This is a genomic window from Arthrobacter sp. FW306-2-2C-D06B, assembly GCF_021789175.1.
In the GTDB taxonomy this organism is placed as follows: Bacteria; Actinomycetota; Actinomycetes; order Actinomycetales; family Micrococcaceae; genus Arthrobacter.
Genome location: NZ_CP084560.1, coordinates 1,012,701 through 1,031,064 on the forward strand (window position 1 = coordinate 1,012,701; position 18,364 = coordinate 1,031,064).

Below are 18,364 nucleotides of genomic sequence, written 5' to 3' on the forward strand. Positions count from 1 at the left end.
AGTTGTTGATTAGTCAGTAAATATAAGTATCTCAAAAGGAGAACATGATGGTTGAACCGCTGATCCGCCCGCTTGCCCAGGCGGACCCGGAGGTTGAACAGGCGATCGCCCAGGAACTCATCCGCCAGCAATCCACGCTGGAAATGATCGCCTCCGAAAACTTCGCCCCTGCAGCCGTCATGCAGGCACAGGGCTCGGTCCTGACCAACAAGTACGCGGAAGGCTACCCGGGCAAGCGCTACTACGGTGGCTGCGAGCACGTTGACGTCATCGAGCAACTGGCCATCGATCGCGTCAAGGCCCTCTTCGGCGCCGAAGCCGCAAATGTCCAGCCGCACTCCGGCGCCCAGGCCAATGCCGCAGCCATGTTCGCGCTCCTCGAGCCGGGGGACACCATCATGGGCCTCGACCTCGCACACGGTGGCCACTTGACCCACGGCATGCGCATCAACTTCTCCGGCAAGCTGTACAACGTCATCCCGTACCACGTCAGCGAATCCGACCTCCGGGTGGATATGGCGGAAGTGGAAGCCCTGGCCCTGGAACACCGCCCCAAGCTGATCGTTGCCGGCTGGTCCGCGTACTCGCGCCACTTGGATTTCGCCGAGTTCCGCCGGATCGCCGACCTCGTGGGCGCCTACCTCATGGTGGACATGGCCCACTTCGCCGGCCTCGTCGCGGCCGGACTGCACCCCAATCCCGTGCCGTATGCCGACGTCGTGACCACCACGACCCACAAGACCCTCGGCGGTCCCCGCGGCGGAGTGATCCTGTCAAAGGAACAATACGCACGCAAGATCAACAGCGCAGTGTTCCCCGGCCAGCAAGGCGGCCCGCTGGAACACGTGATCGCAGCCAAGGCCGTGGCGTTCAAAATGGCGGCAGAGCCCGAGTTTCAGGAACGCCAGGTGCGGGTATTGGAAGGCGCCAAGCTCCTTGCCGAACGGCTCCTGAAGGAAGACGTCGCTGCAACAGGAATCTCCGTGGTCAACGGAGGCACCGACGTCCACCTCGTCCTGGTTGACCTGCGCCACTCGGAACTGGACGGCCAGCAGGCAGAGGACACCTTGCACCGCATCGGCATCACCGTGAACCGCAACGCCGTCCCGTTCGACCCGCGGCCGCCGATGGTCTCCTCGGGACTCCGCATCGGCACCCCGGCACTCGCAGCCCGCGGCTTCGGCGCCGAGGAATTCGCGGAGGTCGCGGACATCATCGCGACGGCGCTGATCACCGCCGCGAGCAGCGGCACCCTGGGTGACCACACCGCCGTCGAACTCCGTGCGAGGGTTACCGCGCTCGCCGAACAATTCCCGCTTTACCCGCATCTTTCGCAGAGTGGCAGCGGCAACGACGCAGCTGCCACCGAACGTGAGGCAGAAATGATTGGAGCAGCCCAGTGAGTGCAGACCAACTCCCCGAACACCCGGATTTCCTGTGGCGTAACCCGGAGCCCAAGGCTTCCTACGACGCTGTGATCGTGGGCGGTGGCGGCCACGGCCTCGCCACCGCGTACTTCCTGGCCAAGAACCACGGAATGACCAACATCGCCGTCTTGGAAAAGGGCTGGCTGGCCGGCGGCAACATGGCCCGCAACACCACCATCATCCGTTCCAACTACCTCTGGGACGAGAGCGCTGCCATCTACGAGCACGCCCTGAAGCTCTGGGAGATCCTGCCTGAGGAACTTGAATACGATTTCCTCTTCAGCCAGCGCGGCGTCATGAACCTCGCCCACACCTTGGGCGACGTCCGCGAAAGCGTCCGCCGGGTCGGCGCGAACAAGCTCAACGGGGTCGACGCCGAATGGCTGGACCCGCAGCAAGTCAAGGAACTCTGCCCCATCCTGAACATCAGCGACAACATCCGCTACCCGGTCATGGGCGCCACGTACCAGCCCCGGGCCGGCATCGCGAAGCACGACCACGTCGCCTGGGCCTTCGCCCGGAAGTGCGACGAACTGGGCGTGGACATCATCCAGAACTGCGAAGTGACGGGCTTCCTCAAAGACGGCAACCGCGTGGTGGGGGTCAAGACCAACCAAGGAACCATCCATACCGAAAAGGTTGGACTCGCCGCGGCCGGCCACAGCTCGGTCCTCGCCGAAATGGCCGGCTTCCGCCTCCCGATCCAGTCGCACCCCCTCCAGGCGTTGGTGTCCGAACTGCATGAACCCGTCCACCCCACGGTTGTCATGTCCAACCATGTGCACGTCTACGTTTCCCAGGCACACAAGGGCGAACTGGTCATGGGCGCCGGCGTGGACTCCTACAACGGCTATGGCCAGCGCGGCTCCTTCCACGTGATCGAACACCAGATGGCTGCCGCCGTCGAGCTCTTCCCGATCTTCGCCCGGGCCCACGTGCTCCGGACCTGGGGCGGAATCGTGGACACCACCATGGATGCCTCGCCGATCATCGGCACCACCCCGGTGGAGAACATGTTCGTCAACTGTGGGTGGGGAACGGGTGGCTTCAAGGGCACGCCCGCTGCCGGCCTGACCTTCGCACACACGATCGCCACCGGCACGCCGCACGAGCTCAACAAGCCTTTTGCGCTGGAACGCTTCGAGACAGGTGCCCTGATCGACGAACACGGCGCCGCCGCCGTCGCCCACTAGCCGCAGCCCTTTAGGAGACCAACCATGCTGCTCATCAGCTGCCCCAATTGCGGGCCACGAGACGAAACAGAATTCCACTACGGCGGCCAGGCCCATGTTGCCTACCCGGAAAACCCGGAGGTCCTGACGGACCGCCAGTGGGCCGAGTACTTGTTCTACCGCGACAACACCAAAGGCGCCTTCGCCGAACGCTGGGTGCACAGCACCGGTTGCCGCCAATGGTTCAACATGCTCCGCGACACCGTCAGCTACGACATCCAGGCCATCTACAAGATGGGCTCGCCACGCCCCGATGTGAACACCCCAGCCGCCACCTCTCCGGAAGGAGCCACGAAGTGACCCCGCAGAACGCCCGCCTCGCCACCGGCGGCCGCATCGACCGCAGCATCTCCTGGCGGTTCACCGTGGACGGCCAGGAATACACCGGGCACCCCGGAGACACCGTTGCTTCAGCATTGCTGGCCAGCGGCCGCATCAACGTCGGCAACTCGCTCTATGAGGACCGGGCCCGCGGCATCATGTCCGCCGGCGTGGAAGAATCCAACGCCCTGGTCAAGGTAGCTGCCCGCTTCCCCGGCCATGTCGCCGAGTCGATGCTTCCCGCGACCACCGTGTCCCTCGTGGACGGGCTCAGCGTTGAGTTCCTCAACGGCCTCGGCAAGCTGGACCCCAACGAGGACCGTGCCGAGTACGACAAGAAATACGTCCACACCGACGTCCTGGTGGTTGGCGGCGGCGTTTCCGGCCTTGCGGCGGCCCGTGAGGCGGTCCGCACCGGCGCCAGGGTCATCCTGATCGATGACCAGCCCGAGCTCGGCGGCTCGCTGCTGTCCGGTTCCACCGCCCCGGAACTCGCCGAGGTGATCGAAGGCAAGCCGGCCTTGGAGTGGATCGCCGACGTGGAGGCCGAACTCGTCTCCGCCTCCGAATGTACCGTCCTCAACCGCACTACGGCGTTCGGCTCCTACGACGCGAACTATGTGATCGCGGCACAGAACCGTACGGACCACCTCGGCAGCCCGGCCGCTGACGGCGTCTCCCGCCAGCGTATTTGGCACATCCGTGCCAAGCAGCTGGTCCTGGCCCCCGGCGCCCATGAGCGTCCGCTCGTCTTCGAGAACAACGACCGTCCCGGCATCATGCTGGCCTCGGCGGTCCGGAGCTACCTTAACCGCTACGCAGTCGCTGCGGGACGGCGTGTTGTCATCGGCACCACCAACGATTCGGCCTACCTCCTGGCCGCGGATCTGCTGGCCGCTGGTGTCAAGGTCGCCGCCGTCGTCGACGCCCGCCCGAAGCTCAGCGACACAGCGGCAGCCGCCGTCGAAAGCGGCATCCGCGTCCTCGTGGGCAGCGCCGTCGCCGATACCTCCGGCACGGGGGAAAACGGCCGGATCGACGGCGTCACCATCCGCAGCCTCAACGACGACGGCGAAGTCACCTCCGGCGTCGAACGGATCGCTTGCGATCTGCTGGCGGTTTCCGGTGGCTGGAGTCCCGTGGTCCACCTCCACAGCCAGCGCCAGGGCAAGTTGCGTTGGGACGACGACCTGGCCGGCTTCGTGCCGAGCTCCGTGGTCAAGGACCAGCAGGTTGTCGGCTCAGGCCGCGGTAGCTATGAACTGGGGGATTGCCTCGGCGAAGGCGTATCAGTGGGTGCCGCGGCTGCCATCGCTGCGGGGTTCAGCTCCGAGACGGCGCCCGCTGAGATCAAGGCGCCCGTAGCCTCCGCCCCCACCCGCCAGTTGTGGCTGGTGCCGGGCCAGAGCGGAAACGCGGGGGAGTGGCACCACCACTTCGTCGACTTCCAGCGCGACCAGTCCGTGGCCGACGTGCTCCGTTCCACCGGGGCCGGCATGCGCTCCGTGGAGCACATCAAGCGGTACACCTCCATCAGCACCGCCAACGACCAGGGCAAGACCTCGGGCGTCAACGCGATCGGCGTCATCGCCGCGGCCCTCAAACAGGCCGGCGAAGCATCCCGCGGCATCGGCGACATCGGAACCACGACCTACCGTGCCCCGTTCACGCCGGTGGCCTTCGCGGCGTTGGCCGGACGCCAGCGCGGCGAGCTTTTCGATCCCGCCCGCGTCACCTCCATCCACCCCTGGCATGTTGCGCAGGGTGCGCTCTTCGAGGACGTCGGCCAGTGGAAGCGCCCGTGGTACTACCCGCAAGCGGGCGAGGACATGGACGCTGCAGTGCTCCGCGAATGCGCCGCAGTACGGGAATCCGTGGGTTTCATGGACGCCACCACGCTGGGCAAGATCGAGATCCGGGGCAAGGATGCCGGTGAATTCCTGAACCGCGTCTACACCAACGCGTTCAAGAAGCTCGCCCCCGGCTCGGCCCGCTACGGGGTCATGTGCACCCCGGACGGCATGATCTTCGACGACGGCGTGACCTTGCGCCTCGACGAGGGCCGCTACTTCATGACCACCACCACCGGCGGCGCTGCCAAGGTCCTCGACTGGCTCGAGGAATGGCACCAGACCGAGTGGCCGGAACTCGACGTGGTGTGCACCTCCGTGACCGAACAGTGGACGACGATTGCCGTCGTCGGGCCCAAATCCCGCGCCGTGATCGCCAAAGTCGCCCCGCAACTGGCGGCCGACGGCGGGTTGGACGCCGAAGCGTTCCCGTTCATGACGTTCCGCGAGACCACGCTGGCCTCCGGAGTGCAGGCACGGATCTGCCGGATTTCGTTCTCCGGTGAGCTTGCCTACGAAATCAATGTTCCCTCCTGGTACGGGCTCAACACCTGGGAGTCCGTTGCTGCGGCGGGGGCCGAGTTCAACATCACCCCCTACGGCACCGAGACCATGCACGTGCTTCGTGCCGAGAAGGGCTACCCCATCGTCGGACAGGACACGGACGGAACCGTCACCCCCCAGGACGCCGGGATGGAATGGATCGTTTCCAAGGCAAAGGACTTCATCGGCAAGCGCTCGTACAGCCGCGAAGACGCTGCCCGTACGGACCGCAAGCACTTGGTCAGCGTCCTCCCGGCGGACGGTTCGTTCCGTCTTCCGGAAGGCACCCAGCTCGTGGAAAAGGGAATCCCGGTCAACCCGGCTTACGGCCCCGTGCCGATGCAGGGCTTCGTGACCTCGAGCTACCACAGTGCCGCTTTGGGCCGGTCCTTCGGCCTGGCACTGATCACCAACGGCCGCAACCGGATCGGCGAGACCCTCGTGGCCTCCGTCGGCGACCAGTTGCTGGACGTCGTTGTGGGAGAAACCGTACTTTTCGACGCTGAAGGGACCCGTAAAGATGGCTGAAACAGCAACACCCGCAAACCCCGAGACGCTCCGTGCGGCGCGCCGCAGCCCGGCATCGCACCTGGCACCGACCTTCGAATCGGGTTCAGTGCCCGGAACCGTCGCGTTGAAGGAAATCCCGTTCCAAACCATGGTGGGGATCCGGGTTGACCGAACGTCCGACGCCGGAACCCGCCTCGCGTCCGTGACCGGCGGCCTGCCGGTTGCCTGCGGTGAGATCAGCGGGGATGAGAGAGCCACCACCCTGTGGCTTGGTCCGGAGGAATTCCTCGTGGTCGCACCGGAATCGGCCCACGATTCCCTGGGCGGAGACCTGGTCCGCGCACTGGTGGAGGCCCTGGGCGACGACCCGGGCCAGGTGGTGGACTTGTCCGCCAACCGCACCACCTTCGAGCTGTCCGGCTTCCGTGCCCGGGACGTCCTGGAAAAGGGCTGCTCGCTGGACTTGCACCCCCGCGCCTTCCGCACCGGGACGGCCCTCGCCACGGAAATCGGAAACATCCCGGCGATGCTGTTGAAGACCGGCGAGGACAGCTTCTGGATCTTCCCACGGGCTTCGTTCGCCGAGTTCCTGGGCCGTTGGCTGCTTGACGGCATGAGGGAATACGCCTCTCCTGAGGTTCCCTGATGGCCCTGAGCGTGCTTGACCTGTTTTCCATTGGCATCGGGCCGTCGTCGTCGCACACGGTCGGCCCGATGCGGGCGGCAAAGCGGTTCACCGACGGCCTGGAATCCTCCGGGCAACTCGCGGCAACGGTGCGCGTGCAGGCGGAGCTTTTCGGCTCGCTGGGCGCCACCGGTCGCGGCCACGGCTCGGACAAAGCCGTGGTGCTGGGACTGCAGGGCCAATCGCCGGAAACGGTGGACACCTCCACCGCGGACGACCAGGTTGCCGCAGCAGCGCTCGACGCCGAATTGCGGATCGCCGGACACCACCGCGTGGACTTCAACTGGGACGAAGACGTGGTCCTGCACCGGCGCAAATCCCTGCCTGCCCACCCTAACGGTATGACTTTCCGGGCCCTCGACCACGCCGGGGAGGTGCTGCGCGAACGCAGCTACTACTCGATCGGCGGCGGCTTCGTGGTGGACGGCGACGCTTCGGGAAGCGACAAAGTCGTTGCAGACGACACCGTACTGCCCTATCCCTTCACCTCCGCGGACGAGCTCCTGGCGATCTGCGCACGGGAGGACATGTCCATTTCCGAGGTCATGCTGGCCAACGAGCTCGTGTGGCGCAGCGAGGCCGAACTCCGCGAGCGACTGCTGCAGATCTGGGCGGTCATGCGCGAATGCGTGGACAACGGCTGCGCCGCGGAAGGAATCCTGCCGGGAGGCTTGAACGTGAGGCGGCGGGCGCCGTCGTTGTTCAAGACCCTCGCCGCCACCGACGCCGGTCTGCAGGGTTCGAGCTCGGCAGACCCGCTGCTCGCCATGGAATGGGTGAACCTGTTCGCGCTTGCCGTGAACGAGGAAAACGCCGCGGGCGGCCGCATCGTCACGGCACCCACCAACGGTGCGGCAGGCATCGTGCCGGCGGTGTTGCACTACTACACGAAATTCGTGCAGGGGGCCGACGACGACGGCGTGGTCCGCTTCCTGCTCGCGGCGGCCGCCGTCGGGATCCTGTTCAAGATCAACGCGTCCATTTCCGGTGCCGAAGTCGGCTGCCAGGGCGAGGTGGGCTCTGCCTGTTCCATGGCTGCCGCCGGTCTGTGTGAGGTCCTCGGCGGCACTCCCCAGCAAGTGGAGAACGCCGCGGAAGTGGGCATCGAACACAATCTCGGCCTCACGTGCGATCCCGTGGGCGGGCTGGTGCAGATTCCGTGCATCGAACGCAACGCCATCGCCAGCGTGAAGGCCATCAACGCCGCCCGCCTTGCACTGCACGGCGACGGCAGCCACAAAGTGTCCCTTGATAAAGCCATCAAAACCATGCGAGAGACAGGAGCGGACATGAAAAGCAAGTACAAGGAGACCTCCCGCGGAGGCCTCGCCGTCAACGTAGTGGAGTGCTAACCATGACTGTCACACAGAATGAAATCGTTAACTCGGCGCTGCCGGCTACCACCGTTGAGCATGTCTTGACGCTCGATTGCCCGGAAACGCGGGGGATTGTGCACGCCGTCTCCGGCTTTCTCCTCGAGCACGGTTGCGACATCATCGACAACAAGCAATTCGACTCCCAACTGGATCACCACTTCTTCATGCGGATCCACTTCGCATCGGATGGGGATCAGTCGACCATCGACTCGCTGCGGGATGCCTTCGCGCCCGTTGCCGAAAAGTTCGGCATGCGCTGGCAGCTCCAGCGCCACGGTGCCAAGCGGCGCGTCCTGATCATGGTCTCCAAGTTCGAGCACTGCCTCAACGACCTCCTGTTCCGGGCCCGCATCGGGGAACTGCCCATCGACATTGTCGGGGTCGTCTCCAACCACCCGGACCACCGGCGGACGGTCGAATGGCACGGCATTCCGTTCTTCCACGTGCCCGTCACCCCGGACACCAAGGCGGCGGCAGAGGGGCAGCTCCTTGACCTCATCGATCGCCTGGACGTCGAACTGGTGGTCCTGGCCCGCTACATGCAGGTCCTCAGCGACGATCTTGCCCGCAAGCTCGACGGCCGGGCAATCAACATCCACCATTCGTTCCTCCCCAGCTTCAAAGGCGCCAAACCGTACCACCAGGCCTACGCGCGGGGCGTCAAGACCGTGGGCGCCACCGCGCACTACGTCAACGGCGAGTTGGACGAGGGGCCGATCATCGCCCAGCAAGTCGTGGAAGTCGATCACACCTTCGGGCCGGACGACCTGGTCGCGGCAGGGCGCGATACCGAGTGCAAAGCACTCAGCAACGCCGTCCGCTGGCACTGCGAAGGACGCGTGATCCTGCAAGGCAGCAGGACCGTGGTGCTCAAGTAACTGCAGCCGCGCCGCCCAAATCGCCGGTACCCGCCCGGCTCGCCGATGCGCAACGGCGAGCTGGGCAGGGTTCCGGCGATTTGGCGTTTGGCTGCAGGTATCCGCTTAGAGCCGGGCCAGGCGCGTTGCCAAGTGAAGGGCGACCAGCCGGCCCGTTCCCCGCGGATCCCCGCCGCACAACTCGAAAATCCGCTGGAGCCGGTGGTGCATCGACTGCCTTTCCAAGTGCAGTTCCCGTGCCGCCTGAGCGGTATTGCATCCGGTATCCAGCCACACCGCCAACGTCCGCATCAGCTCCGAGCGCCGCTGCTCGTCATGCTCGACGACGGCGCCGAGCTGCCGCTGCACGAATGCCTCGCGGGCGGCCGCGTCGAGGCTTGCTTCCGCCAAGCGCTCGACGGCGAAGTCCTCGGCATCCACCACACGGTTCCCGTCCCCCGGCATGAGCTCAAGCGTCCGGCGTGCTTCTGCCAGCGACCACGGAGCCTCGCCGATTCCCTGCGCCAGCGGACCCACGGCCATGACCGATCCGTCGGGGATCTCCAAGGCCTCAAGTGCTTGGATGAGCGCGATGCGCGAAGCCACTGCGGTGGGGTGGGGGAGCGCGGCCAAGGCGATCAATTCGGCGTTGTCCGCATAACTCGCACTTTGTGGAACCGCGTCATGCAGGATGCCGTCGAGCTGTGTCCGGAGCTGTCCCGCCGCTGGGGAACGCACCACGACGGCGGCTACCGGACCGCTGGCCGGGAACCCTGAGGCGGGTCCCAATTGCTGGAGTCGCCATGACTGGGTGCCCGAACTGATGGCCCGCATGAGCTCGATGCCCGCAAGCTCCTTGAGCCCGGGTGGCATGCGTTGCAGCAACGCCAAGCCGAGGATATCGACGCACCGCTCGCCGGCCACCCGCGCAAGGTTGGCATCGCCGTCGTCGGGCACTTCCAACTCCAGGCGGGCGGCCAGCACGCCGCGGACGGGCACATCGACGGTGGTGACGGTGCAGGGACCGGGCTGGCCAGGGGCCGCAGCGCTTCCCAAAGTGATGCCCGACGGCGAGACGAGCCTTGCGCTGGCACCCGTCCGGCTCGCCAGCACGGCGAGGAGCTGATCCAGTCCGCCTCCGTGTGCCAGTTCCGCCGCCATGGCATGGCTCGTTTCGTCGCCGAACTGCAATTGCGCCACCGATTCGCTGACCAACAGCGAGTTGATCGCCTGCATGATGCCGACGAAGGGGGCCACTTTGCACAACTCGATGATGGGCAACCCGGCCTCCTGGCCGGCGTCGAGCATGGACTCAGGTATCGCGGGCAGCTCGGAGCCCGTCTCGATGGCCAAAGCTGTGATGCCGCGGGCCGCGAGTTGGCGGACATAGTCCACGCGCCGCTCGTCCGAAGCAGTGGCGAGAGCCTGCCCGCCGCTCAGGAGCAGCTCTCCGCCTCGCAGCAGCGGAGCGATGTCCAGCACTTCGCTCGAGTGGACCCAGCGGAGCTGCCGCGAGAGGGCCTCGGGCACATCCGTCCGCAGGACTGGTTCAGCGGCTTTCAGGCTCTCGTGTTCGAAAGCGTCGGCAAGAAGCAGGGACATGACACTCCGTAACGTATTTTTCGGATCTATCGTACACATCGTATCTTGTTGCTGTGATCTGGGGCACATACATTGAAGGAGTCCCTTTCCTACACGGAGGATCCCCCAATGCACGAGAACTTATCCACTGCGACGCCTGGGGCTGCAACGGCGCAGACCGACGTCGAACAGAACCTGCAGTCCATACCCGAATCAGCGCGTATCCGCAGCGTAGCGGGCCAATTCTGGATCTGGGCAGGCGCAAACCTTGCCCCCATCAACTGGGTCCTTGGTGCCCTCGGCGTCCAGCTTGGACTGGGCTTTGCCGATACCGTCACCGTCCTGGTGGTGGGAAACCTGATCGGCATGGCACTCTTTGGCCTGTTTGTCCTCCTGGGGCAACGGACCGGTGCCACCGGCATGGTCCTGGCCCGGGCCGTCTTCGGCCGCCGCGGCAACTATCTCCCGAGCGCCATCCAGGCACTCCTCGGAATCGGTTGGTGCGCCGTCAACACCTGGATCATCCTGGACCTGGTGATGGCACTCCTCGGCAAGCTCGGCATGGTCGACCCCGAGCAGCCCAACGTTGGCCCCAAGATCCTCGTGGCCTTCCTCATCATGTCCGCCCAGGTCACCATCGCCTGGTTCGGCTACAAGGCGATCGCGGCTTTCGAGAAGTGGACCGTCCCGCCCACCATCGTGGTGCTGATCGCCATGTCCGCCGTAGCTTGGTTCGGCATGAACATCGATTGGGGCTACGCGGGCCCTCCCGGTGCTGTCCTTGAAGGCGGCGCACGAATCGCAGCCATGACCACCGTGATGACGGTCATCGGGATCGGCTGGGGGATCACCTGGTTCACCTACGCGGCGGACTATTCACGCTTCGTCAGCAAGTCCGTCCCCAAACATAAGGTTTACCTGGCCTCGGTATTCGGCCAATTCCTCCCGGTAGTGTGGCTCGGCATCCTCGGCGCCAGCCTTGCAACGAAGAGCGGCACGGCCGACCCCGGCCACCTCATCGTCGACAACTTCGGCGTCCTGGCGATCCCGGTGCTCTTCCTGGTCCTGCACGGTCCCATCGCGACGAACATCCTGAACATCTACACCTTCTCGGTGGCTGCCCAGGCATTGGACATCAAGGCCAAGCGCCGTTCCTTGAACCTCTTCGTCGGGATCCTGGCACTGGTCGGCGTCGTGTTCTTCATCCTGCAGTCGGACTTCGCCTCCACCCTGAGCACTTGGCTCGGCGGGCTCGTGGCGTGGGTCGCCGCGTGGGGAGGCATCATGCTGGTGCACTACTTCTGGGTGGACAAGCGTAGTCCCGTGGCAGTGGACCGGCTCTTCGACCCTGTGGGCACCCGTAGGCTCCCGGCATTCAACTGGGCAGGGATCACCGCGCTCTTGGTGGGCATCTTCGCGACGTGGCTGTTCATGTACGGCGTCCTTCCGATCATGCAGGGACCCATCGCCACGACCATGGGCGGGATCGACTTGTCCTGGCTGGCAGGCGGGCTCGTTGCCGCGGCAGTTTACGGCGCACTGGGCCCACGGGTTCATGCCCGATACCTTCCCCTACCGTCCGCGGCGGCAGCTTCTTCCGAAACCGCGACGTCGCAGCCCCGTGCGGAAGACGCCGTCGCCAATCTGGTCAACGACTGAGAGGAACCCCGATGACCGCCAACGCTTTTCCCGATGAGGCCCACCCGATCACGTGGCCGGAAAATTTCAGGGCAGCTGCATCCTTCACGTTCGACGTCGACGCCGAATCCTGCACCATCGCGCACGATCCCACAAGCACGCGGCGCATGTCCCTCATGAGCCACCAGTCCTATGGCCCGAGGGTCGCTGTTCCGCGACTCCTGAAGATCCTCGAGCGCCAAGAGATCCAAGGGACCTTCTTCATCCCCGGGTTCACGGCGGAAAGCTACCCCGACGTGGTGCGGCGGATCGTCGACGGCGGCCATGAAGTCGCCCATCACGGCTACCTGCACGAACCCATGCAAGGAATCGACGCCGCCACCGAGGCCAGCTACCTGGACCGTGGGCTCGAAGCCCTCGCGAAGGTAGCCGGGGTCAGGCCGGTCGGCTACAGGGCACCGTGGTGGGAGCTGAACTGGCATTCGCCGGCACTGCTCGCGGACCGTGGTTTCCTCTACGATTCAAGCCTGCTCGACGGCGATGCCCCCTACCGCATGGCGGTTGCCCCGGGCGATTCGGGGCATAGCGATTCACGGGACATCGTGGAGATCCCGGTGGATTGGGCGCTGGACGATTGGGAACAATACGCGTTCTACCCGGGAGTGACAGGAAGCGGCGTCATCGAGAGTCCGGCGAAGGTCTTGGAGATGTGGACCTTGGAAGCCGAAGCCCATCACGCCCAAGGCAGTTGCTTCGTCTTGACCAACCACCCGTTCATCTCCGGCCGTCCATCCAAGGCCGTCGCCTTGGAGCAACTGATCGAACGCGTCAAGGCCATGGACGGGATGTGGGTGACCACCTTGGAACGGATCGCCGAACACACCAAGGCCACGGTCAACGAGATCCACAGCCACGCCCGGATCGTGGTCCCGTCCTATCCAGGCGCAGGAGCCAGTTTCAAGCCCGCCCGGCTGCTACAGCCGACCCCCAGCTAGGGACATGTCCAACGATCCACACCCATAGCCCGTTGAGCATGCCCAGCCTTGGCCAGGAGCGGTGGACATTGCACTCATTGCCCGTTGAGCATGCCCAGCCTTGGCCTGGAGCAGTGGACATAGTACTCATATGTCCACTGCTGGGCCTGAACAGGGGGCATGTCCCGCGAGGGGGCGGCTCTGAAGGGTGAGCATGTCGCCCGCGGCTCAGGCCCGGAGCACGCTCAGCCTTGGCTGGGAGCATTGGACACCCGGAGCATGCCCGGCCTTGGCCAGGAGCAGTGGACATAGCACTCATTGCCCGTTGAGCATGCCCAGCCTTGGCCTGGAGCAGTGGACATAGTGCTCATATGTCCACTGCTGGGGCTGAACAGGGGGCATGTCCCGTGGGGGTGGGCAGGGTTGAGCGTGGGCCAGAGCCGGGGGAGGGCCTGGGCTGCGCTACAGATCGCTCCGGCACAGGGCGGTGTGGAGTTTGTAGAGCCCGTTCAGGTCTCCGGCTGCCAAACCATCGGGGGCGCCGATCTCCGGGTACATGAGCTGGATTGGATCTTCTACGTGGTCAAGGCCCACGACGTGGCCAAGTTCGTGTTGAATGACCGCCGAGACATAATGGGCGCCCCCGCGGACGCCCAGCAGTTCCGTGATTTGCGGGGCGTCGAGGTCCAGGCTTCCGGAGACGTAGCTCTTGGGTCCCGTGCCGAAGCTGTACATGGTGCTGCCCCCGGTTCCGATGACGGTTCCTGCCAACGCCGGAGCCGCCTCGGGAGTGGTCCACGAAATCAGCAAGGGTGCCCAACGATCTCCGTAGAGCGCGGGCTGGTACGGCTTGCGCTTCTCGGAGGGGTTTTCCGCGCTCGTGCCGTCGTCAACGAATTTGAGGCCAGTGGCGGCGGCGATCTTGGCGATGGCGTCGGCGATGAGTCCCTCGGATCCGGCTGGGGCGAGGGCTGCGTTGACCACGTAGTGCAACGGCCGGCACGGAGAGTAGCCAACGGGGGTGCCGTCGGCGTTGGTGGCGAGGAATTTGTAGGAGCTGCTGGCTACCGCAGGCTTCGCGGGGGAGCCGAGCGGCTGCCCGGCTTCCTCCAGTCCAGGCGGTGGGGTATCCGGCGCACGGGCCGCCTTTTGTGGCCCCCGCCCGGGAGCCCCGTCCTGCCCGGGGGTGCTTGCCGTGGCATGGGCGGAAGGAGCAAGGTTCGGAAGCAAGCCGCTGATGCCCGGGTCGCCCCGGAGGAATCCACTGACCAGCACGGCTACGGCAGCGACGACCGCCACCACCATCAAGTTTCGGAACAGCGCCAAAACGGTACTGGGACGCTTGGGCGGCGGACCGCCGTCGTAACCGTAGTTTGAATGCAAGTCTTCCCCCAAGTTCCTGCGCCGACGCCCCGTCGGGCCGGCGCTACTAACCGATGACTGCGCCGAAGACGAGTCCCAGCCCATACGTCGCCGCGGCCGCACCGAGCCCGATGGCCAGCTGCCGGAGGCCGCGGGTCAGCGGCGAGGTTCCGGACAACAAGCCGACGACGGCGCCGGTCGACAGAAGCGCGATGCCCACCAGCGTACCGGCCACAGCAAGCGCCGCGAAGCCTGTCATGCCGAAGATGAACGGCAGGATGGGCACGATGGCGCCCGAAGCGAAGAAGCAGAAGCTCGAGATCGCGGCGCCCCAGGCGGAGCCCACGGCCTCGTGCTCGTTGACGGTTTCTTCCACTTCGGGGTGGAGCGAGAGGCTGGGATCGCAATCGCAGGTGTAGAGGCCCATGCGCTCCGCGGCCCGGTGTTCGGCGGCTTCGCGGGACATGCCCCGGGCCAGATATACGAGGACCAGCTCATTGTGCTCGATGTCCAGGGCCGGTGCTGCGGTCAGCGTTGCTTGGGTGGGGCGCGTGGCCTTGAGGAGCTCGAGCTGCGAGCGTACCGAGACATACTCGCCGGCACCCATGGATAAGGCGCCCGCCAGCAGGCCGGCGATACCGCTGAACAGGACCACGGTGGCGGGAACGCCGGTGGCGGCCATGCCCATCACGAGGGAGAGGTTGCTGACCAGGCCATCGTTGGCGCCGAATACGGCCGCGCGGAAGGTGCCGGACAACCTGTTGCGGCCGCGCGTCGCCAGGCCGCGGACTACTTCTTCGTGGATCTGTTCGTCGGCCGCCATAGCGCGGGTCGCTGCCGGATCCTTCGCGTAAGGCGAGCGGCCTTCAGCCCGTTGGGCGAGGGCCAGCACGAACACCGATCCGAAGTTCCGGGCCAGGAAGCCGAGCATTTGGCTTCGGATCGATGCCGCCTTCGGCATGCCGGCATGTTCGCCGAGGAGCTTGAGCCAGTGTGCCTCATGGCGGCCTTCGGCCTCTGCGAGGGCCAAAAGGATTTCGCGTTCCTCGCCGTCACGGCGCTGCGCCAGTTGGCGATAAACGGCGGCCTCGGCTCGCTCATCCGCCAAGTACTGCCGCCAGCGCTTGATGTCCGACGACGACGGGGGAGTCTTGGGGGTTGCTACGTCTTGCGATGGACTGCTTGAGTCCTGCGGATTGTCTGAATGCGAGTTGTCTGGATGCGAGGGTTTTGTGTGCGGTTGCACCGGGACTCCTGGGTTGCTGGGGCGGGCTTCATCGCCTCATTGCGGCTCCACTCTATCGCCAATTTCCGCGGTTTTTCGGCCGGTAATCCTCACTGGATAATTTAGGCCCGCCTCAAAAAGGGGAGGCTCCCGGGAAGCCTTGACCGCGGCAGGAGGCAGTGCTGGGATGGATGGACAGGGTCCACGAATTGGCGGGGTAGCGTTGGACGGCTGCCTCTTATGCCTGTGCGATGGGCTCAGCGGCACGTCGAACGGAGGTTGCACCATGGACAGCACCGAGACCCACGCTCGCCACCCCGACCGCCCCACGGTCGAGGCCGATCCCGCCTATGACTACAGCGAGGACCTGGCGGTGGAGGAAGATTGGGAGGACCAGCCCGAGGTTCTTGACGACGACGAACGGGTGGTTCCGCTCGATGCCGACGAACACCGTGAGGCCGAAGAGATCGAATAGCCCGGCTCCCTGAACCCGAGGTGCTGAAGCCCTGGCAGCTAGAACGCGCTCAGGATGAAGTGCCTCTGCACGCCTGCCCGGTGCCCGGTTGCCGCCACCGTAAGGGTGAGTTTCCGTGTCGCGGGGAACCAGCGGGCGGGCTGGACTGCCTTTGAGAGCGCTTCGGTGATGAGTCGCGGCTCATGATGCCAATAGCGTTCCAGCTTTCCGTCCACCACGAACGTGACGGAGCCTTGGGAGAGGTCGACGCCGGGAATCACCCGGACGAACTCGTCCACCCGCCGGGGGCGGGGCAACAAGAGGGTGCCGGACAGGGTGCTGCGGTCGGCTGTGGCATTGGCGCCGTTTTCGAAAGGCATGGCCTTCTCCTGGGGAGTTGCTCTTGCCCGTTCGGTTGTCTCTGGTCCGAGCCGGGCCGCTTCTTCATCCGAACCACCCGCGAACATGGGGTTGGCGTGTGGCAAGTCGGAGCTTGGCGCCACATCTCTTGAAGCTGTTCCTACTGTACATGCAGGCGCGGCGCCGCACCCTCGAGGAGAAGGTGCGGCGCCGCCGTCGTACTTGATTGTGTGAAGCTTAGTGGCTGGCCACCGGGTGTACCTCCAAGGGGAGTTCCTCGGTGACCGCTCCGGCAACGCGGCGGTCCCAAGCTTCGCGGACCGCGGGCTCGGTTGGCGGCGTCAGCAGGGAGACCACAACGTAGACCAGGAGCGAGGCGCCGAGGCCCCAGTAGATGGGATCGTTGGCGTAGACACCGTCTTCGCTGGGGATGATTCCCGTGGCGTAGGCGATCAACAGGCCAAGCGTCAGTATGGATCCGACCGCCATGGACCAGGCCGCGGCAATACCGGTGCCGCGCTTCCAGACCAGGCCGCCCAGGATGGCAACCAAGAGGCCGCCCACCAGGATGTCGTAGGCGATGGTCAGGGCCACCACCACGTCTTGCGCCGCCATGGAGATCAGCACGGCAACAATGCCCAGGCCAAGGACCCAGTAGCGGTTGGCTTTGACGTCGTGCTCAGGGTTTTCGGTGTCGTCGGTGTTGATCGTCTTGCCGAACCAGCTGGCCACGAACGGGACCACGTCGGCGCGGGCAACGGTGGCCGCGGCGATGAGGGCTCCGGAGGCGGTGGACATCATGGCCGCGACTGCTGCGGCCATGACGAGGCCGCCGATGCCGATCGGCAGGATGTGGGTGGCAACCTCGGCGTAGACAACGTCCTTGCCGAGGGCCTTGACGTCGATGTTGGGCAGTGCCACCCGTGCGGCCAGGCCGATCAAGGCGCCAGCCACGCCGTACAGGACGCAATAGATGCCGGCAGTGGCGCCGCCCCAACGGGCGACCTTGGGGGTCTTGGCGGTGAAAACGCGCTGCCAGATGTCCTGGCCGATCAGCAGGCCCAGGGTGTAGACCACAAAGTACGTGATGATGGTCTGCGCTCCGATGCCGTCCAACTGGAAGAAGCTGGCGTCAACACGGGCACGGATGCCGTCGAAGCCGCCGGCGGCGTTGAGGACGAACGGGAGCATGAGGAAGAAGATGCCCACTGTCTTGATGATGAACTGCACCTGGTCGGCGAGGGTGATGGACCACATACCGCCGATCGTGGAGTAGACCAGGACGATGGCGCCGCCGACGGCGATGGCAAGCCAGCGCTCCCAGCCGAAAAGGACAACGAAGATGGTGGCGTAGGCGCCCGTGGACGTGGCGCACAGCATGAGGGTGTAGGCCAGCATGACGATGCCGGAGGTCTGCGTGGCGCGCTGGCCGTAACGCAGGCTCAGCATCTGGGAGACCGTGTAGATCTTCAGTCGCTGGATGGTGCCGGCGAAAAGCAGGCTCAGGAGGAGGACGCCCGAACCGATCGCGACTACCAGCCACATGCCGGAGATGCCGAACTTGTAGCCGAGGCCGACGCCGCCAACCGTCGATGCGCCACCGAGGACGACGGCGGCCATGGTGCCCGTGTAGAGCATCGGACCAAGGCGGCGTCCTGCCACCAGGAAGTCGCTGTTGTTCTTGGTGCGCGACTTGCCCCACCAGCCGAAGGCCAGCATGGCGAGCAAATACACCACCACGATCGCAATATTGATGAACGAAGAGTCCACGGTTGGCTCCTGAAAGTGATGCGCAGAGTTCCTGGGGATTCCGACGCCGGTCCGCTGGGTTTCGTGCGGGGTTGCGGAAGGCCTCTGCGCTGGTGATTGGGGAGAGTAGTCTGTGATGTATGCCTCACAAACAACACTTGTTGCCTATGAGGATACGTAGTGATGCGAGTAACAGTCAAGACGCTGTCTTGCGGAGCGG

15 protein-coding genes and 1 riboswitch are annotated in these 18,364 nt (G+C 65.3%); of the genes, 10 read left to right on the plus strand and 5 right to left on the minus strand.

Translation table 11 applies throughout. The annotated features are described in order from the left end of the window. Positions 1 to 47: 47 nt before the first annotated feature. The 7 genes from glyA to purU are packed head-to-tail and all read left to right on the plus strand — an operon-like array spanning position 48 to position 8,822. Positions 48 to 1,403, plus strand: coding sequence for a serine hydroxymethyltransferase (glyA, locus tag LFT47_RS04925; protein WP_236818357.1), 1,356 nt, complete (start codon positions 48 to 50; stop codon positions 1,401 to 1,403). Further along, on the plus strand, positions 1,400 to 2,620 hold the full coding sequence (locus LFT47_RS04930) for a sarcosine oxidase subunit beta family protein (protein ID WP_236815842.1): 1,221 nt from the start codon (positions 1,400 to 1,402) through the stop codon (positions 2,618 to 2,620). The genes glyA and LFT47_RS04930 overlap by 4 nt, the downstream gene beginning before the upstream one ends. A 24-nt stretch (positions 2,621 to 2,644) precedes the next feature. Continuing rightward, positions 2,645 to 2,959: a sarcosine oxidase subunit delta gene (locus tag LFT47_RS04935; protein WP_236815843.1), complete on the plus strand. Its 315-nt coding sequence runs from the start codon at positions 2,645 to 2,647 to the stop codon at positions 2,957 to 2,959. Continuing rightward, positions 2,956 to 5,901, plus strand: a complete 2,946-nt coding sequence (locus LFT47_RS04940; RefSeq protein ID WP_236815845.1) for an FAD-dependent oxidoreductase — start codon at positions 2,956 to 2,958, stop codon at positions 5,899 to 5,901. Before LFT47_RS04935 ends, LFT47_RS04940 begins: the two co-directional genes overlap by 4 nt. Next, the gene (locus tag LFT47_RS04945) at positions 5,894 to 6,529 is read left to right on the plus strand and encodes a sarcosine oxidase subunit gamma (RefSeq protein WP_236815847.1); all 636 of its coding nucleotides are present in this window, start codon (positions 5,894 to 5,896) and stop codon (positions 6,527 to 6,529) included. The genes LFT47_RS04940 and LFT47_RS04945 overlap by 8 nt, the downstream gene beginning before the upstream one ends. After that, on the plus strand, positions 6,529 to 7,920 hold the full coding sequence (locus LFT47_RS04950; RefSeq protein ID WP_236815849.1) for an L-serine ammonia-lyase: 1,392 nt from the start codon (positions 6,529 to 6,531) through the stop codon (positions 7,918 to 7,920). Before LFT47_RS04945 ends, LFT47_RS04950 begins: the two co-directional genes overlap by 1 nt. Before the next feature lie 2 nt (positions 7,921 to 7,922). Beyond that, complete coding sequence (gene purU, locus LFT47_RS04955) at positions 7,923 to 8,822, plus strand: formyltetrahydrofolate deformylase (protein WP_236815856.1); 900 nt, start codon at positions 7,923 to 7,925, stop codon at positions 8,820 to 8,822. 105 nt (positions 8,823 to 8,927) lie between these two features. Here purU and LFT47_RS04960 read toward each other — a convergent pair whose 3' ends face one another. Next, positions 8,928 to 10,403, minus strand: a complete 1,476-nt coding sequence (locus LFT47_RS04960) for a PucR family transcriptional regulator (RefSeq protein ID WP_236815857.1) — start codon at positions 10,401 to 10,403, stop codon at positions 8,928 to 8,930. Between the two features lie 108 nt (positions 10,404 to 10,511). On the opposite strand from LFT47_RS04960, the gene LFT47_RS04965 reads away from it, so the two are divergent. Beyond that, positions 10,512 to 12,041: a purine-cytosine permease family protein gene (locus tag LFT47_RS04965; RefSeq protein WP_236815859.1), complete on the plus strand. Its 1,530-nt coding sequence runs from the start codon at positions 10,512 to 10,514 to the stop codon at positions 12,039 to 12,041. 11 nt (positions 12,042 to 12,052) lie between these two features. Continuing rightward, positions 12,053 to 13,015, plus strand: coding sequence for a polysaccharide deacetylase family protein (locus tag LFT47_RS04970; RefSeq protein ID WP_236815861.1), 963 nt, complete (start codon positions 12,053 to 12,055; stop codon positions 13,013 to 13,015). A gap of 441 nt (positions 13,016 to 13,456) precedes the next feature. Here the strand turns inward: LFT47_RS04970 and LFT47_RS04975 are convergent, their stop codons facing one another. Then, entirely contained in the window at positions 13,457 to 14,320 is an 864-nt protein-coding gene (locus LFT47_RS04975) for a matrixin family metalloprotease (RefSeq protein WP_236818364.1), read from the minus strand. Between the two features lie 103 nt (positions 14,321 to 14,423). Beyond that, complete coding sequence (locus tag LFT47_RS04980; RefSeq protein ID WP_236815864.1) at positions 14,424 to 15,602, minus strand: VIT1/CCC1 transporter family protein; 1,179 nt, start codon at positions 15,600 to 15,602, stop codon at positions 14,424 to 14,426. Between the two features lie 265 nt (positions 15,603 to 15,867). Between LFT47_RS04980 and LFT47_RS04985 the strand changes: the two genes are divergently transcribed. Next, a complete protein-coding gene (locus tag LFT47_RS04985) occupies positions 15,868 to 16,056 on the plus strand; it encodes a hypothetical protein (RefSeq protein WP_236815866.1) in 189 nt (62 codons plus the stop codon). A gap of 38 nt (positions 16,057 to 16,094) precedes the next feature. Here the strand turns inward: LFT47_RS04985 and LFT47_RS04990 are convergent, their stop codons facing one another. Together LFT47_RS04990 and LFT47_RS04995 are read right to left on the minus strand one after the other, a co-directional pair. Next, on the minus strand, positions 16,095 to 16,415 hold the full coding sequence (locus LFT47_RS04990; protein WP_236815867.1) for a hypothetical protein: 321 nt from the start codon (positions 16,413 to 16,415) through the stop codon (positions 16,095 to 16,097). Between the two features lie 14 nt (positions 16,416 to 16,429). Next, positions 16,430 to 16,549, minus strand: a riboswitch (SAM riboswitch). An 83-nt stretch (positions 16,550 to 16,632) separates the two neighbouring features. Then, positions 16,633 to 18,165, minus strand: coding sequence for a sodium:solute symporter (locus LFT47_RS04995; protein ID WP_236815869.1), 1,533 nt, complete (start codon positions 18,163 to 18,165; stop codon positions 16,633 to 16,635). Between the last annotated feature and the right edge of the window lie 199 nt (positions 18,166 to 18,364).